We start from the raw sequence: 25605 nt of genomic DNA, 5'->3' as shown, positions 1-25605 counted from the left end.
ACGACAGCCAAAGAAGCCGTCACCCAAGCCGTCGCCATAAGACGGCGAACCATACAAAACCCTGGAGACATGAATGAAGATGCTTTGCACCCTGCGCGGCCTCGGCATGCTGGCCTTGGCCGGCGCCATGCTGGCCGCGCCGTCGGCCCGCGCCGATGACGCTTATCCTTCCAAGCCGATCACGATCGTGGTCGGCTACAGCACCGGCGGCGCCAACGACCTCCTGGCACGCGTCGTGGCGGAGAAAATGTCCACCTTGCTGAAACAGCCGGTGATCGTGGAGAACAAGCCCGGAGCCGGCTCCATCATCGGCGCGAATTTCGTGGCCAAGGCCAGGCCCGACGGCTACACGCTCCTGATGGGCGCGAGCGGCCCGATTTCCTTCAATCCTTCCTTGTACAAGAAGCTGCCCTACGACCCGCAGAAAGACCTGACGCCGGTGTCGCTGGTCGGCACCTTTCCCCTTGTGCTGCTGACGCAGAAGTCCAATCCCGACACCGGGTCGCTGCCCGATCTGATCGCCTATGCCAAGGGACATCCCGGCGAGTCGAACTACAGCGCCAGTTCGGCATCGTTCCAACTGATCACGGAGCTGTTCAAGCGCCGCACGAATACGCAGTTCGAGTACATCCCGTACAAGGGCAGCTACGAATCGGTGATGGCCGTCAGCACCGGCGACGCCACGATGACGCTGGCGGATTCCGGGCCCGCCATGCAGGGCGTGTCAGGCGGCCGTGTGCGGCCTCTGGCCGTCACGTCGCCGAGCCGGACCAGTTTCCTGGCCGACACGCCCACGCTGAAAGAACTGGGCATCGACATGAATGTGGAGCTCTGGAGCGGCCTGTTCGTGCCGGCTGGCACGCCGCCCGCCGTGGTGGGTAAACTGGAAGCCGCCATGAAGACCATCATGGAAGATCCCGACGTGCGCAAGCGGGTGGAAGGCATGTCCATCACGCCTGTAAGCAGTACGTCCAAGGCATTCGCCGCGCGCATCGCCGAAGAAATCCCCTTGTGGAAGAAGGTGGCGGAGGACGCCGGCATACAGCCGAACTGACCGCCCGGAAACCCGCATGAAATTCGAACGCATGATCAGCACCGTGGAAACGCACACGGGAGGCGAGCCGTTCCGCATCGTCACCAGCGGGCTGCCGCGCTTTCCGGGCGCTTCCATCGTGCAGCGGCGCGCCTGGGTCAAGGAAAACCTGGACGAGCTGCGGCGGGCGCTGATCTTCGAACCGCGCGGCCATGCGGATATGTATGCCGGATACTTGACCGACCCCGTCTCGCCGGGCGCGGACTTCGGTGTGATCTTCGTGCACAACGAAGGCTATAGCGATCACTGCGGCCACGGCGTCATTGCCTTGGCGACGGCCGCGGTAGAGCTGGGCTGGGTGGCACGCACGAAGCCGGAAACGCGCGTAGGCATAGACGCGCCCTGCGGCTATATCGAGGCCTTCGTGCAATGGGACGGCGAGCGCGCGGGCGACGTGCGTTTCGTCAATGTGCCGTCTTTCCTGGTAATGCGCGATGTATCGGTGGATACGCCCGGCTTTGGCCGGGTCACCGGCGATATCGCCTTCGGCGGCGCTTTCTATTTCTATACCGACGGCGCGCCGCACGGCCTGGTCGTCAATGAATCCGATATCGAAAGACTGATCCGCTTCGGCGCGGAGGTGAAGGCCGCCGCCAACCGGGCATATCCGGTGGTGCATCCGCTGGTGCCGGAGCTGAATCACATCTACGGCACCATCATCAGTGGCGCGCCGCGCCATGCCGGCTCGACGCAGGCGAACTGCTGCATCTTCGCCGACCGGCAGGTCGATCGTTCGCCGACCGGGTCCGGCACCGCGGGTCGTATCGCGCAATTGGTGGCGCGCGGCGAGCTGGCGATGGATGAACCATTCCAGAACGAGTCCGTTATCGGCACCCTGATGCGCGGGCGGGCGCTCCGTCGTACCGCGGTGGGACCGTACGAAGCCGTGGTCCCGGAGGTGTCCGGGCAGGCCAGTATCCATGGATTTGCCAATTGGGTGCTGGACGATCGCGATCCGCTGAAGAACGGCTTTCTGGTGCGGTAGCCCGCAACCCTAGCGGCCCGTATCGGCGAATTCGCTGATGCGGCGCGCCAGCGCGCGCGGATACTGATACATCATCGCGTGGCCGGCATCGTCGACTTCCAGCGACGCGGAGCCCGGCAGCGCCTGCAGCAAGGCCTCGCTATTGCGGGGCGCCAGGATGGCGTCGTCCCTTGCGTAGGCGACGAGCGCCGGCACGCCGATGTGCTCCAGCGCGGCAAAGGCCTGGCGGTCCGCCGTCCATGCCCGCAGGATGGCATCCTGCGCCTGGGCGACCTGTGCGGGAACCTGTACCGCGCCATAGTCGGCGGGGCGGAACATGTCGCGGACGAAGCAGCGGTCCGCCTGCTCGCGGACATTCGCCGGGAACAGCACCGCCATGACCTGCGAAAACGTGATGCCGGGTCCGCCGGACAGGACGTGCATGGCCTGTTCCGGCACCGGCACGCCCGCCGGACCGGGCGGCGCCGTGTTCATCAGCACGGCATTGCGGACCTGCTCGGGCTGATGCGTCAACAGCGTCTGCGCGATCATGCCGCCCATGGACCATCCGACCACGGTCACGTCCCGCAGCCGCAGGGTTTGCATCAGCGTGGCCGTGTCCCGCGCCAGGTCGTCGATACCGTAGTCCGCCGTGCGCGGCGCCGAAGCGCCGATGCCGCGATTGTCGAACACGATGACCTCATGCCGTTTGGCGAGTTCGCCCAGGAAGTACGCATTCCAGTTGGCGATGGTGGCGCGATAGCCCGTGACCAGTACGATGGGAGTACCCTGGCCGAAGCGGTAATAGCCGATGGTGGCCTGCGGCGTGATCACGTAGCGCTGGGAAAGCTGGCCGCCGCGACCTGGCTGGGCGTCGGGACGTTGCGGATCGGCGCCGCACACCATGGCTTCCTGCCAGCTTACCGGCTGCGCCCGGGCGGCGTTTCCGGCGCACATGGCCAGAGCGGCCAATCCAGCCGAAGCCGCCAAAACAGCCGATGCGGTCAGCCGGGGCAGCCCGGTCCGGGGGAATACCGTCGTTGCATGCATGCGCTTATCCTCCCGCGCTCAACTGTGTGGGACGTGACCGGCCATCGCGGCGGACGACCGCCCATCTTAGCCGCTGGCCGCGTCGCAATGTATCGCACTGTATACGGACGCCCCGGGACGGTACACGTCGATACCGGCACCATACCAACCGAAGAAACGCCTGATACATCGGCCCGCTGTAATGCCTGCAATCCGCAAGACGCGATTCGCACCGCAACCACCACGTACAGGAGCACCACCGATGTCGGATCAGATCAACAAACGTCGCCGCCGTTTCCTGGGCACCGCGGCCGCCGGTATCGGCGCCGTGGAGCTGGGCATGACCGCACTGGCGCGCGCCGACGCCACGCCACCCGCGAGCAGCCCCGACACCGGCAACGCCCGCGTTCCGAACGCCAGGACGGGGCGTGCCGCCGGTTCTTTCCCCGTCATCAAGCAGATAGACGCCGGCGCGCTGAACATCGGCTATGCGGAGGCGGGCCCGAGCGACGGCCAGGTGGTGATCCTGTTGCACGGCTGGCCCTACGACATCCATAGCTATGTCGACGTCGCGCCCATGCTGGCGGCCAAGGGCTATCGCGTCATCGTCCCGCATCTGCGCGGCTATGGCACGACGCGCTTCCTGTCCGCCGATACCGGGCGCACGGCCCAGCAAGCGGCGGTCGCGGCCGATATCATCGCGCTGATGAATGCGCTGCAGATCCGGCGCGCGGTCATCGGCGGCTACGACTGGGGGGCGCGCACGGCGAATATCATCGCCGCGTTGTGGCCCGAGCGCTGCAAGGCCATGGTGTCCGTCAGCGGCTATCTGATCGGCACGCAGGCCTTGAACCAGGCGCCGCTGGCGCCGGACGCGGAGCTGGCGTGGTGGTATCAGTTCTATTTCGCGACGGAGCGCGGCCGCCTGGGCTACGAAAAGAACTGGCATGACTTCGCCAGGCTGATCTGGAAAACCGCCTCGCCGAAATGGCGCTTCGACGACGCGACGTTCGAACGGTCCGCGGCTTCGCTGGCGAATCCCGACCATGTGGCCATCACCATACACAATTACCGCTGGCGCCTCGGCCTGGCCGAAGGCGAGCCGCAATACGACGTGCTGGAAAAGCGCCTGGCCGAGCTGCCGGCCATCGGCGTGCCGACCATCACCANTGGAGGGCGCGGCCAATGGCGCGCCGCACCCGCCGCCCGCCGCCTACGCGAAGAAGTTCACGGGCAAGTACCGGCACATCGACCTGCCCGGCGACGTGGGCCATAACCTGCCGCAGGAAGCGCCGCGCGAGTTCGCGGATGCGATCCTCGAAGTGGCACGGTGGTAGAGGCGGCGCTGGTCAGGTCACCTTGCGTGACCGCCCGCGTGAAATGCCCGCGCCGGCTTCCGGCGCCAGCGCGGCATAGCCCGGCACGGAAGCCAGCACCACGACGCCGATCGCGATAAAGGACCACGCAAAGTCCCAATGTTCCGCATGGTCGCGCCCGGCGGCCAGCATGGAAAGCTGCATCACGCCCGCGGCCACGGCGACGCCGGCGGCGCGCGGCAGATGCTGCGCCGTGCCGGAAAACGAGGTCGCGGCGGACAATTTGGGCGGTGGAATGTCCGCATAGGTCAGCGCATTCATGCAGGCGAAGTTGAGCGAGCGCGCCAGGCCGCCGCACAACAACAGCACGAAGATGGCGCTCTCCGGCCAAGCGGAAGTCAGCGTCGCGCAGATCAGCAGTGTGGCGGTGAAGGCATAGCAGCCGCCCAACAGAATGGTGCGCACGCGATAGCGTTGCAGGAAAAACTGCGCCATCGGCCGCATGCAGAACGCCCCCACGGCGCTGGCCAGTGTCAGCATGCCGCTACGCGAAGCCGACAGCCCGAAGCCGAGTTGCAGCGTCAGCGGCACCATGAAGGGCAGGGCGCCCGCCCCCGCGCGGAACAGGCTGCCCGCCGCCGTGGCCGCCTTGAAGGTCGGAATGGACAGCAGCGAAAAGTCGATGGCCGGATTGGGCACGCGCTTGCAATGCCATACCGTCAAACCGAAGAACAGCAGGCCCACGGTGATCGCCAGCCAGGGCAGCTGCGGCGCCACGATGCCTCTGCCGACGGTCTCCACGCCGATCATGAAGACGCTGATGGCGATGCCCATCAGCGTCATCCCGGGGATGTCGAGCCTGGGCGGCCGCTCGGTGTCCGAGCGCGGAATCAGCCGCCAGACCAGCGCCAGGCCGAGTATCCCTATGGGCAGATTGATCCAGAAGATACTGCGCCAGGAGAACGTGTCCGTCAGAAAACCGCCCAGCGGCGGCCCGATCACCGGTCCCACCATCGCCGGCATGGAAAGCCAGGTGGTCGCGGACAGCAGGTCTTCCCTGCGCACGCCGCGCAGCAGTACCAGCCTGCCCACCGGCACCATCATCGCGCCGCTGGCGCCCTGTACGATGCGCGCGATGACCAGTTCACCCAAGCCATTGGACAGGGCGCAGGAACAGGACGCCGCGGTGAACAGAAAGATCGCGCACATGAAAATCCGCTTGGCGCCGAAGCGGTCGGCCACCCAGCCGCTGACCGGGATGAAAACCGTCATCGCGACCAGATAGGACGTGATGGCCGCGCTCAGGTGCACGGCGTTCACGTTCATGTCGCGCGCCATCGCGGGCAGCGCCGTCGCGATGGCGGTGCTGTCGATGTTCTGCATGAAGAGTGTCGTGGCGACCACCACGGCGATGATGCGAAAGTTGCTATGCGGATTCACAGATCGTTATGGTGGGGTTCAAGGTCCACGGCCGGGCTCCCTGGGCGCCGGGCACCGCGCAGCCGGGGGGCGGCGGGCCCGGGCGGCCTACATTCTCGCCATGGACCCGGGCCTTGTCAAAATGCTGAGCAGCGATTGAAATGGATTCATGGTGCTGTCAGTTCCGGCGCCGCGGATATGAACCCGGCGCGGAGTCGCGGCACTCAGGCGCTCTTCCTTTAAACACGCTGAATTCGTATGACGCTTACTGTGCTTGTCGCCATCGTCGCGATCGCCACCTTGTTTCTTTTTCTTGGATGGCGGCGCACCGGCAAAGCCTGCTATGGCGGCGCGGTCGCGCTATTCCTGGCGGTCGGCTGCGGTCCCATTCCCGCCTGGCTGCTGGGGGATCTGCAATCCCCCTACGCGGCGCGGCCCACGGTGCAATGGGTGGAACGCAACGCCATCGTGCTGCTGGGGGCCGGCACCGCCAGGATACCCGGCTCGCAAGGCATAGAGCCAGGCTTCTTTTCATACCCGCGCCTGGTCGAGGCCGCCGCGCTTTATCGGAACTGCCATGCGACGCAGGCGGATTGCAAGATCATCGTCAGCGGCGGCGACGCCCGGCGCCATGGCATGCCGGAAGCCACCGTCTACCGAACCGCCCTTATGGATATCGGCATTCCCGCGGCGGATATTCTGTCGGAAGCAAATAGCATGAACACCTGGCAGAACGCGCAGTTTTCCAGTTTGACGCTGGCCAATTACGGCGCCGGCAGGGTGGTGCTGGTTTCGTCGGGCATACATCTGCGCCGCGGCCTGATGTACTTCGCGCATTTTGGCGTGGCCCCGGTGCCGGTGCGGGCGGAATACCTGCAGGCGGTGGGATCCTGGCTGCCGCTGTCGTACAACTTTGCCGTGGCGGATTTCGCGTTGCATGAATTCATCGGCATCGCGCGCTACCATGTCTACAACGCCATGGGGTGGAACCCGGCAAGAACCTTGCCGGACCAGGCGTGACCAGCGCGACGCGGGCGGTCGCGGCCGGCTCCATGGGCGGCGTCAGCTCGCGGCCGTCAACTCCAGCTTGTCCCAATACAGGTCATGCCGGAAGCGTTCGGCGAAATAATCCACGCATGCCCGTATCTTGGGCGATACGAAGGGCCCTGCGACGTAGTGCAGCCACACATGCGAACCGAACGTGCCCAGGGCCTCGTACTCGCTTAGCAGTACCCGCAGCCGGCCATCCTTGACATCCGAGCCGATGGCGAAGGTCGGCATCAGACCGACGCCCACGCCCGCCCGGGTGGCGCGGTAGACGGCCTCGCTATCGTTGACCAGGTAGCGGCCGCGCACGGAAATCGCGAACTCCGCGGTGCCGGCGCGGAAGCGCCATACCTCGCCCGACGTTACCGAAGACCGATAAAACACGCAGTTGTGCGCCTCCAGGTCGGCGGGCGTGCGTGGGGTGCCGTGGCGCGCCAGGTACTCATCGCTGGCGCACACGACCCACCGCACGTCGGCAAGCTTGCGGGCGACCAGGTTCGCGCCCGGTATCACGTCGGCCCCGATGGCCAGATCGAAGCGCTCCTTCACGAAATCCGCCAGGCGATCGCTCATCGTCAGTTCGATGGATAGATGGGGATGCAGACGCAGGAATTCCGGGATGGCGGGCGCGACGTACAGCCGTCCGAACGCCGACGCCGCCCCGATGCGCAGCAGGCCGCGCGCCTCCGCCGCGAAATGGCCGGCCACCCGCTCGCCGGCCTCGGCCTCCCTGGACATGCGGGCACAGTGGGCGAACACGGCTTCGCCGACTTCGGTCAGGCTCAGCCGGCGTGTGGTGCGATTCAGCAGCCGCACGCCCAGCGACTGCTCCAAGCGCGATACATGCTTGCTGACCGCCGACGCGGACATCTGCAAATGCTGGGCGGCAGCCGAAAAGCTTTCGTGTTCGACGACCTTGGCGAACACGATCATGTCGATGGGATTGTGCATACAGGCTTGTACCCGTGGCGTAACGGCGGCGAAGCGAATCGGCGGAGCAGGGCGGCGGCATTCAGCTCTCGCAAAGGTTACGAACGGTGCGCCGATTCGTCAACGAATGGAAAAAGATAAATTCCAGGCGGACGGCTTATCGCAGCCGCCGCGCGCCCATAGAATTTCCGCAAGCCATCCATGCCGCCGCGCGCGGCGACTCGCGCCGCACTGTATCAGTGCCTGGCGCACCAATGCGGAGATTTTCATGCGCGCCAATGTGTTTCCGGACGGCCTGTCCAAACGCATCGTAGGGGGGAGGACGCTCTATTCGCCGGTGGTTTCGGTCGATCTGGGCGGCTATAAATTGGTGTTCGTGTCGGGGCTGCTGGCCCGCAACGCCGATGGCGATATCGTCGGGGCCGGTGATATGGCCGCGCAGATACACCAGGTCGGGACCAACCTGAAGATTGCCTTGTCGTCGGTGGGAGCGACGCTGGATGACCTGGTGCGCACGGCCACCTACACCACCAGGATCGATGAGTTCTTCCGCCACGTCGATGCGCGCCATGAGTACCTGGGGACCAGTCTGCCCACCAGCACCACCGTCGAGGTCACCCGGCTATCGCATCCGGATTTCATGGTGGAAATAGAAGCAATGGCCGTCCTCGCGCCGCCGACGGCGTAAGCGGCGGAACGGACGCATCCATAGGAAATATCCCGGCATTGCAGCGGGAACCAGTAGCGGGAACCCTGCCGCGATTTGCGCGGGCAAGGCGGCCGGGCCCGAAGAAAATACGACACAAGGGAAAACGACGATGAGCGGAAACAACAGTGGAATCATGCGGTCCCGGCGCGCGCTGCTGCGGGCGGGCGCCACGGCCATCGGCGGCGCGGCCCTGGGCCTGCCGGCATGGGCGGTCGCCCAACCGTCACCGGTGAAAATCCGCTACGCCACCGGCGGCGGCATAGGTCCCAACGAAATGGAGACCGTGATTTTCCTGGACTGGATGCAGAAGAACGTCCTGCGGCAGTACGGTAAAGCCTACGTGGTCGACATGACCTATACGCGCGGCACGCCCGAGGCCGCCACCTTGCTGGCGGCGGACCAGGCCGACATGGCCACCCTATCGTTTTCCGTTTTCGCGACGCTGATGCTGAAAGGCGCGGTGCCGGACGGCCTGTCCATCGTCGCGGACAACTACCAGGACGCCAAGCCGGGCTATGCGGCGAACACTTTCTTCGTGCTCGACGGTTCGCCGATCCGGAAGGTGGAAGACCTGCGCGGCAAGCGCATAGGCGTGAATGCCTATGGCTCGGCGGTGGACCTGGGGCTGCGCGTGCGGCTTAAGAAGAGCGGCCTGGATGCCCGCAAGGACGTGGAAATCGTCGAGGTGGCGTTTCCCAACATCGGCGCGGCGCTGCGCGAGAAGCGCATCGACTGCGGCGTCCTGGTGATCCCCTTCATGGTCAATGAAACCGCCAAGGGCGGCCTGCGCGCGTTGTTCAACGGCGGCGATGCCTTCGGCACCTATGCGCCGATTTTCCAGGTGGCGACGCGCGGCTTCATCAAGTCCAACCGCGCCGCGGTGTCCGCCTTCCTGGCCGACTATGTGCGCGGACTGCAGTGGTTCTACGATCCCGCCAATCGCAAGCAGGCTATCGCGCTGACCGCGGCGTTCACCAAGTCGCCGCCCGAAGTGCTGGACTCGTATTTCATGACAGGCAAGGACTATTACCGCGACCGCAATGCCTGCGTCAATGCCGACCTGATCCAGCGGCCGGTGGACGCGATGGTGGAACAAGGCCTGATACCCAGGCCCTTGAAGATCGCCGACTATCTGGATTCCAGCCTGTTGCCAGGAACCTGCGGGTCATGAGCTTCATCGCCGTCAGCAATCTTTCCAAGCGCTACGGCTCCCGCCATGGCGACGTCATGGCCCTGCGCGACGTCAATCTTTCCATACGGGAAGGCGAGTTCGTCTCCATCGTCGGTCCCTCGGGGTGCGGCAAAAGCACGCTGCTGTACCTGATCGGCGGTTTCCTGCAAGCGGAGCAGGGCGCCATCGAGGCGGCCGGCAAGCCCGTGACCGGTCCCGGCGTGGACCGCGGCGTGGTGTTCCAGGAGTACGCGCTGTTTCCCTGGCTGACCGTCGCGGGCAATATCGAATACGGGCTGAAAGAGGCTGGCAAGCCGGCGCCGGAACGCGAGCGCATCGTCCGGCATTACGTCGGCCTGATCGGGCTTGCCGGCTTTGAGAACCGCTATCCCAAGGAGCTTTCCGGCGGCATGAAGCAGCGCGTGGCCATTGCCCGCACGCTGGCCTGCGGGCCGCGCATACTGCTGCTGGACGAACCCCTGGGAGCGCTGGATGCGCAAACCCGCGAAGGCCTGCAGGACGAGCTGCTGCGCATCTGGCAGGCTACGTCGACCACCGTCATCATGATCACCCATGACGTCAGCGAGGCGGTATACCTGTCCAGCCGCATCGTGGTGATGAGCCGCCGTCCCGGTACGGTGGTGGAGGAATTCGACGTCGACCTCGACCGCGCGCAGGGACGCGAAGCGCTGATGCTGTCCGACGCCTTCAACGCCTTGCGCAACCGGGTATGGCTGTCGGTGCGCCGACAGGCCGTGGTGGACACGGAGCCCGCATGACTTCCGCCGCATTCCATCTGCGCCGCGCCTTGCCGCTGCTGGGCCTGCTGCTGTTATGGGAAGCCGTGGTCGTGGCGGGCCTCGTCAATCCGGCCTTCCTGCCGCCCGCGCACCAGGTGGCGGCGGCGTTCTGGCAATTGGTGGGCGAAGGCGACATCTGGCGCGACTTGTCGATATCCGCGTATCGCGCGCTGGGCGGGTTGGTGCTGGGTTCCGCGGCGGGCGTGATGCTGGGGCTGCTCATGGCGACGTCGCGCCGCGCGAACGGTTTCTTCGGGCCGCTGGTCGCCGCGACCTATTCCTTGCCCAAGGCAGCCCTGGTGCCGCTATTCGTGTTGTGGTTCGGGGTGGGTGACACGACGAATATGTTGACGGTGTTCCTGTCCAGCCTGCTTCCGGTGGTAGTCAATACCTATCACGGCGTGAAGGCGGTGCCATCCGCCCTGGTGTGGAGCGCGCGCGCCTTCGGGACGCCGTTCCACCGGATACTGACGCGCGTACTGCTGCCCGCCAGCGCCCCCCATATCCTGACCGGCGTGCGCATTGCGCTGGGTTTTTCCTGGGTGCTCACGCTGTCGGCCGAGATGATCGCCGCGAAGTCGGGCATCGGAAAACTGGTGTTCCAGTATGGCGAGAACGGCTCCTATGCCTATATGTTCGCCGGCATACTGGCCATTGTGATCCTGGCCTATGCCATGGACAGGCTGATGGTGTTGCTGACCGGGCGGTTGCTGCGGTGGCATGAATCCTCGCAGGCGCGGGAGGCCGCATGATGGCCGGATCGAAGCGCCCGGTGATGTCCGCGCAGGTCGATGCCGGCGCCTCCGCCCACCGGTCCGGCGGCGCCGTGCTGCGCCGTCTATGGCGGGGGCTGCTCGGGCTCTATCCGTTCGCCCTGGTCATCGCCGCGTGGTTCGCGATGACGGAGTGGGGCGGTGCGCGTCCCATGTTCCTGCCTTCGCCCATGGCCGTGGCGCGCCAGTTCCTTGCCTTGTTGTCCTCGCAGGAAGTCGTGCAGCCGGTCCTGCTGAGCCTGTATCGCGCCTTCCTGGGCCTGCTGCTGGCGGTCGCCGCCGGTATCGCGCTGGGGCTGGGCATGGCTCGCATCCGCTGGTTCCGGCGTGTGCTGGACCCCTTGGTGGCGGTGGCTTTTCCGGCGCCGAAGATCGCGTTCATGCCCATCTTCATTCTCTGGTTCGGAATAGACAGCCTGTCCAAGGTGCTGCTGGTGGCGTTCACCTGCGTGTTTCCCATGATTATCGCGGCGTACGAAGGCGCGATTTCGGTGCCCCCAGTCATGCTGTGGTCGGCCCGCGCCATGGGCGCCACGCCGCGCCGTGTGCTGTGGCGCGTCGTCCTGCCCGCGGCCGTCCCCGCCATCTTCAGCGGCATACGCGTTACCGTCCCGGTGGCCCTGATCACCGCTTATACGGCGGAAATGGTCGCCGGCGGCGGCGGACTGGGAGCGGTGCTGATGTATGCACAGCGCTTCTTCGAAACGCCTACCGTGTTCGTTTGCATTGTGTTGATGCTGCTGTCCGGTGTCGTGCTGGACAGGGGGCTGGTGGCGCTGCGCGCCCGGATCATTCCCTGGCAGGACGAGCAAGACGATTGACCTGCGGCGGACAAGGACGCGGCCCGGATCGCTATCGGACCAACGCGGCCTCGATCGAAGCGACGCATTCCAGGACGTGCTTGTCGATCATGCGCTGTCGCATTTCCGTCATGCGGCTGCTGATGGAGGCCACGAAGACCACCGCGCTCGGCACGCCGCCGCGGTTGCGCACGACCCGGCCCAGCGCAACGATGTCCAGCGCGGCGCTGCCTTCATCGAGTGCGTAGCCGCGCCGGCGGGTCTGTATGATCCGCTCGCGCAGGACTTCTTCCGTCAGGTTGTAGCGGCCCAGTTGCGGGGCGATGGCCTCGATCGCGACGTCCGCGTCGTTATTGTTCATCGCCGCCAGGATCGCCAGGCCGGCGGCGCCTATGCCCAACGGATGCCGGTCCCCTACATTGCGAGCCAGGGTCTGGATCTCGAAATTGCCGGCGATACGTCGCAGGCAGACAATTTCGAGCCCGCTGCGGCCGCTCAGGAATGCCATGTCGCCCGTGATCCGGGCCAGTTGCCGCAGGGCGGGCTCGGCGGCCTCTTCCACATTCGTTTCCGGCAGGGCGCCCAGGCCCAGCTCGTGCAGCAGCGGTCCCAGCCGGTAGCCGCGCCTGCCCGGATCGCGCGCCAGCATGCGTTCCTGCACCAGCCGCTGCAGCAGCCGGTGCGCCGTGGACTTGTCCAGCGACGCCATTTCAGCGATGTCGATCAGGCGCAGGTTGTGCGATTTGCTCGATGCGACCAACCGGATCAATTGGATGGCCCGGCCGACGGTTTGGGAAGTCGATGTGGCGCCGGTCACGCTTTCCTCCTGCTTCATGCCGACGCACCGGGCGGCGCCGATGCATGGCTTCAACCTTCGCGCAGCAGCTTCAAGGCCGTACCGCAGCAGACGCAATGGCGCTCCATGGGTGTCATCCTGGGCACCGCGTCCAGCGTAGCCGCCGGATCGTCATCGGCCATGTCGAATGGTGCGTCCGTGCCGATACAGACCTGATCGGCGCCGACCAGATCGATAAGATAACGCAGCGCCTGGGGTTCGAACACCAGGCTGTCGAAGTAGATGCGTTTGAGCAATTCCTTGGGCGATGATTTGCTGGCGCCATGCGTTTCGGCGCGCACGGCGTGTCCGTGGACCAGCCGGCCGATCTGGTAGGGTGCGAAGCCGCCGCCATGCGCCAGCACGATCCGCAGGTCGGGCAGTTCGTCCAGCCGGCCGGAGAACATCAGGTTGGCCAGCATCACGGTCGTGTCCAGCGGGTTGCCGATCAGATTGGTCAGATAGTAGTTTTCCAGGCCGCTTTTGGCGCCGACGTAGTAAGGATGCGCGAATAGAAAGACGCCCAGTTCGGCGGCGCGCCGCAGCAAAGGCCGGAAACGCTCCTCGGCAAGCTGGGCGCCTTCGATGGAGGTGCCGATCTCCACCGCCTTGAAGCCGAATTCGCGGACCACGCGCTCCAGTTCGGCGACCGCGGCGTCGGGATGCTGCATGGGCACGGTTGCCATCCCGCGCAGCCTGCCGGGCTTCTCGGCCACCATGTCGGCGATGCCGTCATTGACCAGCCCGGCGACTTCCAGCGCCAGATCGGCGTCCGCCCAGTAATAGAACATCGGCGGCGCCGGCGAGATCACCGACATCTCGATGCCCTTGCGGTCCATTGCGTCCAGCTTGGCATCGACGACGTGGAATTCGTCGAACAGGGGATAGACGTAGCCCTGGTCGTGGATCACCTTGCGCGCGGCGCCATCGCCGACTATCCGCGCCTGGAAGCGTCCGGGATCGGCGGCGATTGCGGCGACGATGCGATCGGGAATGACGTGGCTATGGATATCGATCTGCATGGCGTTGCGGCGCTCCCGCTCGTTATCCTTCCCAGCCCACGTTCACGTGCGGCACCGACCACTGGCTCACGGCCATGGGCTTGAGTACCGGCGTACCCAGGAAGGGGGCGGACAGCAGATAGAGGCCGGCATGCGTCGATAGCCAGATCAGCTTGCGGTCCCATTCGATGAAGACGGCTTCCGATGTGCCGCGGCGCCAGCTCATGTAGTCGTGGATGTCGCCGTCGCGCGCCGGCACGAAGTACGCGACTTCCTTCGGTGCCGTCGGATCGGAAATATCGAAGAGACGCAGGCCCGCATTCAGATAGGACAACGCCACGATATCCGGGCGCGCCTGGCCAGGTGCAATCCAATGCTGCATGACGCGCGAGCTGAAGCGGCCGCGCGCCATCGCGAAGTCCTTGTAGGGCGCATCCGGATGCGGCATCGGACGCGGGAACAGGCCGATGATGCGTGGATGGGCGGGATCTTTTACGTCGACGACGTAGCTGGTGTGGAAGGGCTCGCGGCAGTCGGATTCCAGCGACTCGGGTATCGCGATCACCAGGTTCTGCAATTGCGGATAGCGCCGCGGATCGGCGGTCACCGGCACGACATGGTGGTAGGGGATGCCGCCGATCGCTTCCAGCGGATGCGTGACCTTGCCATACACCTTGGGATTGCGGATGTCGGACAGGTCATGGACGTACATGCCGAAATGCCCCCAGCCGCCGTAGCCCACGGTGCCGCCATCTTCGACGCGGACCGGCACGATGCAGGGCGTGCGGTTGCAGGTCCACGAACATTGGTCGCCGGCGAAGGGATAGGTCGCCCGGTAATACTCCTCTTCCTCCAGCCGCTGGCCCGGCGCCCACCAACGCGACACTTCCTTTACGTTGGCCGGATCGGACATGTCGACGATCATCAGCCCGTTGCTGTAGACGCGCTCGGTGCTTTCCATGCGCAACTGGTCGTCCCAGCCGCAGGCCAGATAGGCATACTTGCCGCCGTCGTAGAAGGGCAGGTGCACGCCATGGCCGGTCCTGCCCGTTTCGAACTCGTTCAACAGCACCGTTTTTTCGGGATCGGTGACGTCATACGTCTTGATGCCGCGAAAGCCGGCATGGCTTTTCGCCTTGTCGGCGTACTCCTGGTGGTACTTGCCGCGGGGATACTCCATCGTGCCGGGCGTTAAGGGCATCTGATGCGCGACGACGCGTATCCACTTCTTCAGGTTTTCGTTGTAGACGCAGCTCTGGAAGGTCGACAGCTTGCCTTCCGGAATGACGGTCGCCTTGCGGGGATCGGTGATGTCGACCCAGCCGCCCTCGAAGGCGATCAGGCGACGTTCGCCCTTGGCCCACATGCAGGAGTGTTCGTCGCCGAAGATGGTCAGCTTGATCGACGGAAAGAAGTCGATGACCTCCATGTTCGAGATGTACTGGTTCCGGTCCAGATAGTTCAAGGCGCCGGCGGGCAGCCGCAGGGGTACCGTGCCCCCACCCGGCATGACGCCGACGATGCGTTCGGCATCGGTCCCTGAAGCAAGCGCTTGATCGTCGATTTCCGCCATTGTGGATCTCCTGTGGATGGTGGCGCTTGGACCTAGAGTCTGTGCGCCGGCTGGTGTCCCGGGCTCAACTCGACCGCGGCGGACGGGCGCGCGGCCTTGTGGCGCATCGTGGTGGCGATCAGCACCAGGATCATGGAAAGGATCGCGAAGCCCGAGGTCTGGATAATGCCGGCCGCCGTCCAGCCGAATACTTCCTTCAGCTCGGCCAGCAGGTAGCCGGCGAAGGCAGCGGGGATGTAATAGCTGGCGATGAACATGCCCGATCCCTGGGCCGTCTTGGCCGGGGTCATGGATTCGATGATGATGGCGGACAGGTTGGAATAGAGCAGGCTCAACACCGACACGCCGAACACGCCGGCGGCCAGGGCATGCAGAAACACCGAACGGTCCAGTTCGGTGAACGCGATGCCCCCGGACAGCGCCGCCAGCGGCAGCGCCAGGAAAAGCACTTTGTGATAGCCGAGACGGTCGCCCAGCCAGCCGCTGAGCGGCGCCACGAAGCCCCCGATGCCGATGGCGCTCATTACATAGGCCGCCTGCGCCGGTGTGAACCCCAGCGCGTTGCGCAGATAGGTCGGGTACAGGCCCGAGAAGCCATAGACCGCGACGCCGGCGCAGATCGCGGCCAGGCCCAAGGTGACCGTGGTCGGATTCCAGATGGTTTCATTGGCGCGGTATGGGGTGCGATTGTCCGCGCTGTTCGTCGACGATTCGTTTGCACGGCTTTCGCTGAACCACGGCTTGACCCATAGCCAGACCATCACCATCGCAACGACGCCGACCGCGCCGAAGACGATGAAGGGCTGCTTCCAGCCGTATGCGTTCAGCAGGGCGGCCGTGCTGGTCGGGCCCAGGAACGCGCCGACGCCATAGGCGGACGAAACAGACCCCGTGACCAGCGCGCGATGCTTGTAGAAGTAGCTGGCGCCGATGGCGATGATCGCCGTGGCTTGCATGGCTTCGCCCAGGCCGGAGATGAAGCGATAGGCCAGCAGGTCCGCCAGCCCTTGCGCATAGGCCGTCATCAGCGTGGCCAGGGAGAAAATCACCAGGCCCAGGATCACCACCGATCTGCGCGAGCGTATGCCCAGCAGATAGCCGGTCGGTATCGCGGCCAGGCCCATGCCCAGGGTGAACAAGGTCGACGCCAGGCCTACCTGCGGCAGCGATAGATTCATCGCGTTACGCACCTCGATGGCCAGGACGGAGAACAGGGTGCGGTCGACGGCGTTCAGCACGTAGGACAACAGCAGGATAAGGAACATGGCAAGCGCGGCGTAGCGGTTCTGCATGATATTTCTCCCTTGGGGACGGCTCGCGGCGCGGCCGGTCGGCGACGCCGGCAGGACCAGTGCCGCCGCTGGTCGACTTCAGATCAATGGATACATCGCCGACTTGCGCAGTTCGCGCTCATCGATCCCGAACACGTCGGCAAGCCAGTCCATCATCAATTCCTGGCCTATGGTCGGGTTGTCATGCTGGCAGTGGTCGGCGCCGGTTTCGTCTTCGGTGACGAAGCGCAACGTCACGTCGACGCCCTTCGATTGCGCGTAATCGGCGACCTTTTGCGCCGCGGCGACGCCAAGCACATCATGGCCGCCGTGGACGATCAGGTAAGGACATTGCATATGATCGAGGTGCCCTTCGAGCGTGAAGGGCCGCGCTTTTTCCAGCGCCTCTTTCATGGAGGCCGCGCCGAACACGGTCTTGATGTGGTCGGCAAGGCCATGGTCTTCCCCGGCATTGGCCCACAGTTCGGTGATGGACCAGATCGCGCCATGCGAGATGGCGGCCGCCAGCCGGTGCTCATAGCAGCCTGAGCGGGCGGCGTAGTAGCCGCCAAGCGACGATCCGCAGACGGCGATCCTCGCCGGATCGACGTCCTGGCGCGTCAGTAGATAATCGATGCACTTGCCGACCGGTACTTCGTAGTCCGGTCGGGTCGGTATCTTGTGGCGGCGCAGGGTCCCGCCCTGGCCCGGACCATCGATCATCAGGACCGAGATACCGCGCTGCAACGCGCTGTGCGCCTGCATGAACCACATCTCGTCCTTGATGGAGTCCAGGCCGCCCATGCAGATCAGGACCGGCTGCTTGCCGTTGTCGAAAGGCGCGCGCACGAAGTAGGCGTACAGCGGCTTGCCCTCTTCGTAGGGGATCCGCACGACCTCGCCCGCGGGGTTCAGGTTTTCGATGAATTTGCGCGAGCATTCCTCCATGTTGGTGAAGGCGACCAGCCGGCGCGGGTCCGAATACTCGAGCCAGAACTCGGTGTGGCGGTAATAGTTCGCGGCGCGCAGCCAGCAGTTCATCGCGGTGCGGATGTGCCCCTTGGCATAGGCTTCGTCGCCCCGCGCCTGGTTGAAATCGGCGATCCGCTGCCATTCCCGGTGCCAGCTTTCCTTGTCGCCCGGCACCATGCGGCTGGCCGCCAGAAAGCATTCGGACACCGCGCCGCCGCCTTCCTGGGTTTCACCGAGCGCGCGGCGAAACTGATAGCTCATCCAGGGGTAATTGGGCCAGTGATGCCAGCCGTAAGGCTGATATACGCCATGCGTGACATCGGTGACTTGATCGATCAGTAGCGCTTCCGCCATGTGCCGACTCCCAGGCTTGGATGGGTGAGAGGCAGCCTCGGTCGCGTCGCGTTTCCATGCGTGGGGACGGGCGGCTGCACTGTCGGAATCGATCCTAGTGGCGTGGCGAAAACACGGTCAAAGGGGAATATGGGCTTTTCCCAGATAGCAATAAATTCTCGGGAAAACGATTAGCGTCCTGGCGCGCCTTCCTGCGCGGAGTGCTCCCCGGGTTCTCGCAATCCGGGAATCCGAACTGCCCCGGCAAGGGGCCGCAGCCCGGCCGGTCCGGATGGTATCCAGTGTGCCCGCATACATCGTTCGGATGCTATCTAGTATGTATCTTCGACGAAATGGATGGTATCTACGCACTAAATGCTTGGTATTGCCAAAAAAGACATATACATTGCGCTTTTTTGCGAATGCTCATCCTTCCGGGGAGTGTTGGGGGTATGGCAAATCCATGGACGCCGTCCCGCGGAGGCGGCGGCAAGCGTAGAAGGGGATCCACCTCGATGAAGAAAACGAAGCAACTGCTCAAGGCGACGCTCGCGCTCGGCGCATCCTGCTGCGGCGGCGCGATGGCCGCGGACCTCGTCATAGGACCGGGCGATACGCGCATCTTCGATGGCTCGGCCAGCTTTCCAGGCGGCGTCGATGTCAATGGCGGCACGCTGGTGGTGGGCAGTAATGGTCCCGGCGCGGGTGTTTCCATCACCGGCGGCGTTGCGGCGACGTCCGGCGCGACCATCGGCGGGTTTGGTTCGATCAACGGCGATCTGAGCATGACCGGGGGCTCACGTATCGCGCCCGGGTATCCCGTCGGTACGCCTACGGGCGTGTCCAACGGCAATATGGTGGTTACCGGCAATCTGTCGATGAACAATGCCGTATTCGACTTCGAAACCGGCTATGCGGGGCTGCCCATCACGCAGCCCGGCACCGGCGATAACATCACCGTCGGCGGCAACGTCGCCCTCAATAATGCGACGCTGAATGTCTCGGTGAATACGCTTGGCGTCAACGCCGGCTATTACCGCATCCTGTCATACGGCGGAACCTTGAGCGGTAGCGGCCTTGCCCTGGGCACGGTCACTGGCGACTCGCTGCCCGCCGCGACCATCCAATCGCTGACGGGCGACAAGCAGGTCAACCTTATCCTCGGCCCAGGCACGACCAATCTGTGGAACGGCAATGGCCTGGCGTCCGCCACCCGCGCCGGCGGCGGCGATGGCACATGGACGGCATCCGGCACGAATTGGAACAGCCCCGCCAACGCCACCGGAGCGCTGCCTGACGGGGCATACGCCATCTTTACCGGCGCGCCCGGCCTGGTGACCGTCGATGGCGGCGCCGGCCCGGTCCGCGTGTCGGGACTGCAGTTCGCCACCGACCGATACCGGCTGCAGGGGGCTCCCATCACATTGGTCGCCAGCGGCGGCAATCCCCCGGCCATCGTCGTCGGCGACGGCACCTACGCCTCGGGCCAGTTCGTCGATACCATCGATAACCCCCTGCAAGGCACCAGCGGCTTCGTCAAGACCGGCCCTGGATCGGTCATCCTGAACGCCGACAGCAGCGGGCTGAGCGGCCCCATCCTGATCGCCGACGGCGCGCTGGAAATCAATGGCAAGCTGAACGGTCCCGTCGATATCGGCCGTGAGGTAGTGCTGGCGGGTGTGGGCCAGGTGGGAACCACCACGCTCTATCCCACCGCCGTCATTTCGCCGGGCAACGATGCTTCCCCGATCGGTACGCTGACGGTCAACGGTAATCTCACCTTCGGGCAGGACTCGATCTATCGCGTGCACGCCGATCCGGCCAGCAGCGCCAGCGACCACATCCATGTCACCGGCATCGCCTACCTGGACGGCACCGTGGCGCATGTGGGGCCCGATGGCAACTATGCGCCACGCGCCACGTACAACATCCTGACGGCGGATGGGGGCATACAAGGCCGGTTTGCGGGCGTATCCAGCAACTATGCGTTCCTGACGCCGACGCTGACCTACGATCCCAAGAACGCCTTCATGACGTTGACGCGCAACGACGTGCCTATCGGCAGCGTCGGCAACACCGGCAACCAGGGCAGCGTGGGCGGCGCGCTGGACAACGAAGCGCCGCCTGCTGGCGGGAGCGGCTCGCCTTCGGCGGGCAATGGCGGCGCAAGCGGTTCCGGCGGGACTGGCGGCGCGGGCGCGGCGGGTGCCGGGTCGGCTGGCGGCAACGGCCTCGCCGGGTCCGTGGCCGGCGCGGCCAGCGGCACCGGAGCCAGCCAGGTAGCCGAGGCGGTTCTTGCGATGACGCCGGATCAGGCACGCTCGGCCCTGAACATGCTGTCCGGCGAGGCCTACGCCAGCAACGCCAGTGTGCTGCAGGGCCTGAGCGATACCGTCCGCGCCCTGCCCATGGCCCACTTGCGCGCCAATCTCGACGCACCGGCGGTGGCGGGGCGGCCGACGGCTCAACTCGGAGCGCCGTCATCCGATGCGTTACCGCAGAGCGGCGCGCTGCCGGTCTGGGCGCAGGTATTCGGCAATTGGCGCACGTTTTCGGGCGACGGCAACGCGTCACGCGTGCGGCAATCCGATGGCGGCTTGTTCGTCGGCGGGGACGGCGCGGTGGGTGGCGGCTGGCGACTGGGCGGCGCGGTGGGCTACATCGGCAGCCACAGTTCCATCGATGATGTGTCCTCGCGCAGCAGCATCGACAGCTATACCGCGACGGTGTTCGGCGGAAGGAACTTCCCGGCCGGCCCCGGCCATTTCCGCTTCACGGCCGGCGCCGCCTACACCTGGCACGATATCGACACGAAGCGCGACGTGGCGGCGGGCAGCCTGAACCAGCAGTTGGAGTCCTCCTATCACGCATCGTCGACGCAGTTGTTCAGCGAGCTCGGCTACAACCTGCCGCTGGGCGAGGCCTACACCATAGAACCGTTCGCCGGCGTGGCGTGGAACCAGTTGCGCACGCGCGCTTTCGACGAGTCGGGCGGCACGGCGGCCCTGCATGGGTCGGCGGATTCCAGCGACGTGACCAGCACCACGCTCGGCCTGCGCGGCGCGTGGCTGTTCGAATCCGCCCGCGCGCCGGGCCGTCTGACCGCCACGCTGGGCTGGCGCCACGCCATGGGCGACGTGACGCCCAGGCAGGACCTGGCATTCGACGGCGGCAGTACCTTCACCGTCGCCGGCGTCCCCATCGCCCGCGACGCCGCCGTCCTTGGGCTGGGCATCGAAATGGCCATCACCCGCAACACCACGGCCGCCATCAGCTACGACGCGCAGTTCGGCGGCGGCAACCGGCAGCAGGCGGGGGTGTTCAAGGTGGCGATGCGGTTCTGAGTGTCGCCAGGGCATAAAAAAACCCAGACCGAAGTCTGGGCTTTTTGGAATCTGGAGCGGGAAACGAGTCTCGAACTCGCGACCTCAACCTTGGCAAGGTTGCGCTCTACCAACTGAGCTATTCCCGCATACTGGCTGCCCTGGCGCGGGGCCTCGGTCAGCAGCAAGACCGGCATTATACATAAATCTTCGCGGCTGTCTTTCCGGCGTCACACAGGGGCAACGGGGAAGATACAAGAAGCATCAGCAGCCGCGTATGCCCCTTGGAACGGGGGCGCGCGTCGGGCTACGACCGCTTACCTGCTCAGCCTATCGTTACATCCATCCCTGTGGAGTCTTTAGGATGTGGGCTCTGATGGCAGAGCTGCCTGGCAGCGCGCGGCTCGCCCTTCCAAACACGCCACACCTCTCGAATACGCCATGCCGAATCACGCCTACGCGGCGACGTGCCGCCGCATTGCCCGTTTCCTGCTCCTGTCCTTGCTGGCCTTGTTCGCCGCCTGCGCGCAGGCCGCTACGGTCTGGATGGACAACGGCGACCGCATCACCGGCGATATCCTGTCCCTGGACAGCGGCGTCCTGCTGGTAAACACTCCCTACGGCGGGGAAGTGCGCCTGCAATTCAAGCACGTGAAGACCCTGCAGAGCGACAAGGAGCTGGTCATACGCGACAAGTCCGTGGAGCACGACTACTACGCCAAGCTGGTGCGCGCCGACCAGGGCAAGGTGGTGGTCGAAGGCGTGGAGCGCAGGCCCGACGGCGAGAACGACGTCAAGACCGACGTGGCGCTGTCATCGCTGGACAGCATGACGGCGCCCAAGTCCCTGCTCGGCGAAACCGCGGTGAAAGGCAAACTGGACGTTTCCCTGGCGCAGAAGACCGCGTCCGTCAATTCACAGAACTTCGCGGGCGCGTTCTCGCTGGATGCGCGCCGCGGCCTGTGGCGCAATGTCCTTAGCGCCGCGTACAACCGCAGCAAGGATGGCGACGATGTCGGCACCGACAACTACGGCGGCGATTACGCCCTGGATCGCTTCCTGACCGACAAGGCCTTCTGGCAAGGGCGCATCCGCTACAAGCGCGATTTCGTCGAAGAGGTCAGCCGGCAGACCGCCTACGGCACCGGACCGGGTTATCAGTTCTGGGATGACGAGCTGGGCGCGTTCGCGCTATCGGCGCTGGTGGGCCGGGTGGAATACGGCTATAGCGATGGCGGCCATGACGGCTTCTATGCCGGGGGCTTGCGCTGGAATTATTCGCGCTATCTGCGTGGCAAGCAGTTCCAGGTGTACACCAGCGGTGAGTTCTATCGGGCCCTGGACACTTCGGGATTCGGCCTGAATGGCGAGGTCGGCCTGCGCTACAACATCAACAGCACGCTGTCCTTGTACGTGAAATATGCGCGCGACCTGGTCACCGGTACGCGCGAAAGCATGAATGAGTCGATCTACGGTACGGGCGTGGGCTGGAATTTCTAAGCTTCAGACGGAAAGATGGCGCCGGACTTCCGCGTCGCCCATCGCCGCCTGTTCGCCGCGCGCCACCACCTCGCCGCGCGACATCACGACGAAACGATCCGCCAGTTCGTGCGCGAAGTCGAAGTACTGCTCGCACAGCAGGATGCCGATGTCGCCGCGTTCCCGCAGCAACCGGATCACGCGGCCGATGTCCTTGATGATGGAAGGCTGGATGCCTTCGGTCGGCTCATCGAAGATGATCAGTTTAGGTTCCGCGACCAGTGCCCGGGCGATGGCCAGTTGCTGCTGCTGGCCGCCGGACAAATCGCCGCCGCGGCGCGCCAGCATGGTCTTCAGCACGGGAAACAGATCGAAGACCTCGTCCTTGATGCGGCGCGCCTTGGCGCCCGAGAACGCCGCCATGCCCATGACGATGTTCTCTTCGACCGTCAGGCGGGCGAAGATGTCGCGCCCCTGCGGCACATAGGCCATGCCCATGGCGGCGCGCCGGTGCGGCGGCAGCTTCGAAACGTCCTGCCCGTCGAACAGCACTTTGCCGCTGGCCAGCGGCAGCACGCCCATCAGGCATTTCAGCAGCGTGGTCTTGCCCACGCCGTTGCGGCCCAGCAGGGCCAGGCATTCGCCCTGCCTGACGTCCAGCGACACGCCGCGCAGCGTATGGCTGCCGCCGTAGTATTGATTGATGGCTTGTACGTCAAGCATCCTCAGCGCCCCAGATAGACTTCGATGACGCGCGGATGGGACTGCACGTCGGCCATGCTGCCTTCGGCCAGCACCGAGCCTTCATGCAGCACGGTGACCTTGCCGTCGCCTGCGATACCGGTGACGAAGTCCATATCGTGTTCCACCACCATCAGCGAATGGCGGCCGCGCAGTTCGTTCAGCAGTTCGCCGGTGCGTTCGGTTTCGGCATCCGTCATGCCGGCCACGGGCTCGTCCAACAGCAGCAGGCGCGGTTCCTGCATCAGCAGCATGCCGATCTCCAGCCATTGCTTCTGCCCGTGCGACAGCAGGCCGGCGGGGCGGTAGGCTTCCGCCGTCAGGCGGATCAGCGCCAGCGTGTCGGCGATGCGGTCCGCCTGCGCGCTGTCCAGCCGCGCGAACAGCGTGGGCCGCACGCGCTTGTCGGTCTTCATCGCCAGTTCCAGGTTCTCGAACACCGTATGGTTCTCGAAAACCGTGGGGCGTTGGAACTTGCGACCGATGCCGGCATGCGCGATCTGCGCTTCGTTCAAGGTCGTCAGGTCGATGTTCTGGCCGAAAAAGGCGGTCCCGGAGGTGGGGCGCGTCTTGCCGGTGATCACATCCATCATCGTGGTCTTGCCGGCGCCGTTGGGCCCGATGATGCAGCGCAGTTCGCCCACGCTGATGTCCAGCGTCAGGTTGTTCAGCGCCTTGAAGCCATCGAAGCTGACGGTGATGCCGTCCAGATACAGGATCGCGCCATGCGCGGTGTCGACGTCCTTGGGGTTGACGCGCCCATAGCTCGCGCTGCCGCTGGGGCCGTCGCCTTCCATCAGCGGCGGCTCGACCGGCACGTGCGGCGGTATTGCTTCGCGGCTCATTCCGTGACCCTCCTTTCACCGTTCGGACCCGCGTCGACGGATGGTGGCGTGCCTTGCGCGCGTGCCCGCCGGTCGGCCCGCGCCGCCGCCAGTTGCCGCACCAGGCCGACGATGCCCTGCGGCAGGAACAGCGTGACCAGCACGAAGATCAGGCCCAGCGCGTACAGCCAGAACTCGGGAAATACGCTGGTGAACCAGGTCTTCAGGCCGTTGACGACGCCCGCGCCCAGGATGGGGCCGATCAGCGTGCCGCGCCCGCCGGTGGCCACCCAGATCACCATTTCGATGGAGTTTTCCGTCGACATCTCGCCCGGGTTGATGATGCCGACCTGTGGCACATACAGGGCGCCGGCAATGCCGCACATCACCGCCGACAGCGTCCAGACGAACAGCTTGAACCCCAGCGGCTCGTAGCCGATGAAGCGCAGGCGGCTTTCCGAGTCGCGTATGGCGGTCAGCACACGCCCCAGCTTGGACTGCGTGACCGCGCGCGCCAGCACCAGGCAACCGGCCAGGAAGGCCAGCGTGATCCAGTACAGCGTGGCCCGCGTCCCCGCCGACGTAATGTCGAAGCCCAGGATGCGCTTGAAATCCGTGAAGCCGTTGTTGCCGCCGAAGCCCGTATCGTTGCGGAAGAACAGCAGCATGGCGGCGAAGGTCAGCGCCTGGGTAATGATGGAAAAGTACACGCCCTTGATGCGCGAGCGGAAGGCGAAGTAGCCGAACACGAAGGCCAGCACACCGGGCACCAGCACCACCAGCAGCGCGGCGTACCAGAAGTGCTCGGTGAACGACCAGTACCAGGGATAGGACTTCCAGTTCAGGAACACCATGAAGTCCGGCAGGTCGCTCTTGTAGACGCCATCGTGGCCGATGGCGCGCATCAGGTACATGCCATGGGCATAACCGCCCAGCGCAAAGAACAAGCCGTGGCCCAGCGACAGGATGCCCGCGTAGCCCCAGACCAGGTCCAGCGCGAGCGCGGCCAGCGCATAGCACATGAATTTGCCCAGCAGCGCCACCATGTACGAGGACATGTGCAGCGGACTGCCCGGGGGAAACGCCAGGTTCAGCAGCGGGGGCAGGGCCAGGATCAGCGCGACCAGCGCCAGTGCCGTCCAGGCGCGCCGGGAATACAGGGGCGGCCGCGCCATCGCGGCCAGGTCCATGGAAGGCGACAT

22 protein-coding genes, 1 tRNA gene and 1 pseudogene are annotated in these 25605 nt (G+C 65.2%); 12 read left to right on the top strand and 12 right to left on the bottom strand.

The window, feature by feature from the left end; all coding sequences use genetic code 11:
- Window positions 1-73 precede the first annotated feature (73 nt).
- Together ACNA0R_RS06665 and lhpH are read left to right on the top strand one after the other, a co-directional pair.
- Entirely contained in the window at window positions 74-1054 is a 981-nt protein-coding gene (locus ACNA0R_RS06665) for a Bug family tripartite tricarboxylate transporter substrate binding protein (RefSeq protein WP_415825168.1), read from the top strand.
- A gap of 16 nt (window positions 1055-1070) precedes the next feature.
- Window positions 1071-2078, top strand: a complete 1008-nt coding sequence (gene lhpH, locus ACNA0R_RS06660) for a trans-3-hydroxy-L-proline dehydratase (protein ID WP_415825167.1) — start codon at window positions 1071-1073, stop codon at window positions 2076-2078.
- A gap of 9 nt (window positions 2079-2087) precedes the next feature.
- On the opposite strand, the gene ACNA0R_RS06655 is transcribed toward lhpH, so the two are convergent.
- Complete coding sequence (locus tag ACNA0R_RS06655) at window positions 2088-3107, bottom strand: alpha/beta fold hydrolase (protein WP_415825166.1); 1020 nt, start codon at window positions 3105-3107, stop codon at window positions 2088-2090.
- A 241-nt stretch (window positions 3108-3348) separates the two neighbouring features.
- Here ACNA0R_RS06655 and ACNA0R_RS06650 point away from each other — a divergent pair.
- Window positions 3349-4255, top strand: a pseudogene (locus ACNA0R_RS06650) (alpha/beta fold hydrolase); the annotation flags it as partial.
- Between the two features lies 1 nt (window position 4256).
- Window positions 4257-4362: hypothetical protein (locus ACNA0R_RS27260; RefSeq protein ID WP_462935912.1), on the top strand; the 106-nt coding region annotated here is incomplete at its 5' end.
- A gap of 73 nt (window positions 4363-4435) precedes the next feature.
- On the opposite strand, the gene ACNA0R_RS06640 is transcribed toward ACNA0R_RS27260, so the two are convergent.
- Window positions 4436-5842, bottom strand: a complete 1407-nt coding sequence (locus tag ACNA0R_RS06640; protein WP_415825165.1) for an MFS transporter — start codon at window positions 5840-5842, stop codon at window positions 4436-4438.
- A gap of 237 nt (window positions 5843-6079) precedes the next feature.
- Here ACNA0R_RS06640 and ACNA0R_RS06635 point away from each other — a divergent pair, with 237 nt between their 5' ends.
- Window positions 6080-6841 (top strand): YdcF family protein, encoded by a 762-nt coding sequence (locus tag ACNA0R_RS06635; protein ID WP_415825164.1) that lies wholly within the window; start codon window positions 6080-6082, stop codon window positions 6839-6841.
- Window positions 6842-6883: 42 nt separating this feature from the next.
- Here ACNA0R_RS06635 and ACNA0R_RS06630 read toward each other — a convergent pair whose 3' ends face one another.
- Window positions 6884-7819: a LysR family transcriptional regulator gene (locus ACNA0R_RS06630; protein WP_415825163.1), complete on the bottom strand. Its 936-nt coding sequence runs from the start codon at window positions 7817-7819 to the stop codon at window positions 6884-6886.
- A 247-nt stretch (window positions 7820-8066) separates the two neighbouring features.
- On the opposite strand from ACNA0R_RS06630, the gene ACNA0R_RS06625 reads away from it, so the two are divergent.
- The 5 genes from ACNA0R_RS06625 to ACNA0R_RS06605 all read left to right on the top strand — a co-directional run bounded on the left by ACNA0R_RS06625 (window position 8067) and on the right by ACNA0R_RS06605 (window position 12072).
- Entirely contained in the window at window positions 8067-8486 is a 420-nt protein-coding gene (locus tag ACNA0R_RS06625) for a RidA family protein (RefSeq protein WP_415825162.1), read from the top strand.
- 130 nt (window positions 8487-8616) lie between these two features.
- On the top strand, window positions 8617-9678 hold the full coding sequence (locus ACNA0R_RS06620) for an ABC transporter substrate-binding protein (protein ID WP_415825161.1): 1062 nt from the start codon (window positions 8617-8619) through the stop codon (window positions 9676-9678).
- Window positions 9675-10457, top strand: a complete 783-nt coding sequence (locus ACNA0R_RS06615; RefSeq protein WP_415825160.1) for an ABC transporter ATP-binding protein — start codon at window positions 9675-9677, stop codon at window positions 10455-10457. The genes ACNA0R_RS06620 and ACNA0R_RS06615 overlap by 4 nt, the downstream gene beginning before the upstream one ends.
- Window positions 10454-11230 (top strand): ABC transporter permease, encoded by a 777-nt coding sequence (locus ACNA0R_RS06610; RefSeq protein ID WP_415825159.1) that lies wholly within the window; start codon window positions 10454-10456, stop codon window positions 11228-11230. Before ACNA0R_RS06615 ends, ACNA0R_RS06610 begins: the two co-directional genes overlap by 4 nt.
- On the top strand, window positions 11227-12072 hold the full coding sequence (locus tag ACNA0R_RS06605) for an ABC transporter permease (RefSeq protein ID WP_415825158.1): 846 nt from the start codon (window positions 11227-11229) through the stop codon (window positions 12070-12072). The genes ACNA0R_RS06610 and ACNA0R_RS06605 overlap by 4 nt, the downstream gene beginning before the upstream one ends.
- A gap of 31 nt (window positions 12073-12103) precedes the next feature.
- On the opposite strand, the gene ACNA0R_RS06600 is transcribed toward ACNA0R_RS06605, so the two are convergent.
- The 5 genes from ACNA0R_RS06600 to ACNA0R_RS06580 all read right to left on the bottom strand — a co-directional run bounded on the left by ACNA0R_RS06600 (window position 12104) and on the right by ACNA0R_RS06580 (window position 18057).
- Window positions 12104-12886: an IclR family transcriptional regulator gene (locus ACNA0R_RS06600; RefSeq protein ID WP_415825157.1), complete on the bottom strand. Its 783-nt coding sequence runs from the start codon at window positions 12884-12886 to the stop codon at window positions 12104-12106.
- Window positions 12887-12918: 32 nt separating this feature from the next.
- Complete coding sequence (locus tag ACNA0R_RS06595) at window positions 12919-13908, bottom strand: amidohydrolase family protein (RefSeq protein ID WP_415825156.1); 990 nt, start codon at window positions 13906-13908, stop codon at window positions 12919-12921.
- A 22-nt stretch (window positions 13909-13930) separates the two neighbouring features.
- Window positions 13931-15460: an LVIVD repeat-containing protein gene (locus ACNA0R_RS06590; RefSeq protein WP_415825155.1), complete on the bottom strand. Its 1530-nt coding sequence runs from the start codon at window positions 15458-15460 to the stop codon at window positions 13931-13933.
- Between the two features lie 32 nt (window positions 15461-15492).
- Entirely contained in the window at window positions 15493-16752 is a 1260-nt protein-coding gene (locus ACNA0R_RS06585; protein ID WP_415825154.1) for an MFS transporter, read from the bottom strand.
- A 78-nt stretch (window positions 16753-16830) separates the two neighbouring features.
- Window positions 16831-18057: an alpha/beta hydrolase family protein gene (locus ACNA0R_RS06580; protein WP_415825153.1), complete on the bottom strand. Its 1227-nt coding sequence runs from the start codon at window positions 18055-18057 to the stop codon at window positions 16831-16833.
- Between the two features lie 494 nt (window positions 18058-18551).
- Between ACNA0R_RS06580 and ACNA0R_RS06575 the strand changes: the two genes are divergently transcribed.
- Complete coding sequence (locus ACNA0R_RS06575) at window positions 18552-21380, top strand: autotransporter family protein (protein ID WP_415825152.1); 2829 nt, start codon at window positions 18552-18554, stop codon at window positions 21378-21380.
- A 52-nt stretch (window positions 21381-21432) separates the two neighbouring features.
- Here ACNA0R_RS06575 and ACNA0R_RS06570 read toward each other — a convergent pair.
- Window positions 21433-21508, bottom strand: a tRNA-Gly gene (locus tag ACNA0R_RS06570).
- 292 nt (window positions 21509-21800) lie between these two features.
- Between ACNA0R_RS06570 and ACNA0R_RS06565 the strand changes: the two genes are divergently transcribed.
- Entirely contained in the window at window positions 21801-22859 is a 1059-nt protein-coding gene (locus ACNA0R_RS06565; protein WP_415825151.1) for a DUF481 domain-containing protein, read from the top strand.
- Window positions 22860-22862: 3 nt separating this feature from the next.
- On the opposite strand, the gene urtE is transcribed toward ACNA0R_RS06565, so the two are convergent.
- The 3 genes from urtE to urtC are packed head-to-tail and all read right to left on the bottom strand — an operon-like array spanning window position 22863 to window position 25605.
- Window positions 22863-23561 (bottom strand): urea ABC transporter ATP-binding subunit UrtE, encoded by a 699-nt coding sequence (gene urtE, locus ACNA0R_RS06560; protein WP_415825150.1) that lies wholly within the window; start codon window positions 23559-23561, stop codon window positions 22863-22865.
- Window positions 23562-23563: 2 nt separating this feature from the next.
- A complete protein-coding gene (gene urtD, locus ACNA0R_RS06555; RefSeq protein ID WP_415825548.1) occupies window positions 23564-24376 on the bottom strand; it encodes an urea ABC transporter ATP-binding protein UrtD in 813 nt (270 codons plus the stop codon).
- 44 nt (window positions 24377-24420) lie between these two features.
- Window positions 24421-25605 (bottom strand): urea ABC transporter permease subunit UrtC, encoded by a 1185-nt coding sequence (urtC, locus tag ACNA0R_RS06550; RefSeq protein ID WP_415825547.1) that lies wholly within the window; start codon window positions 25603-25605, stop codon window positions 24421-24423.

The organism is Bordetella sputigena (assembly GCF_965137885.1).
GTDB lineage: Bacteria > Pseudomonadota > Gammaproteobacteria > Burkholderiales > Burkholderiaceae_B > Bordetella_C > Bordetella_C sputigena.
Note: the sequence above shows the minus strand (reverse complement) of the source record. Positions and strands in the feature narration are given on the sequence as shown.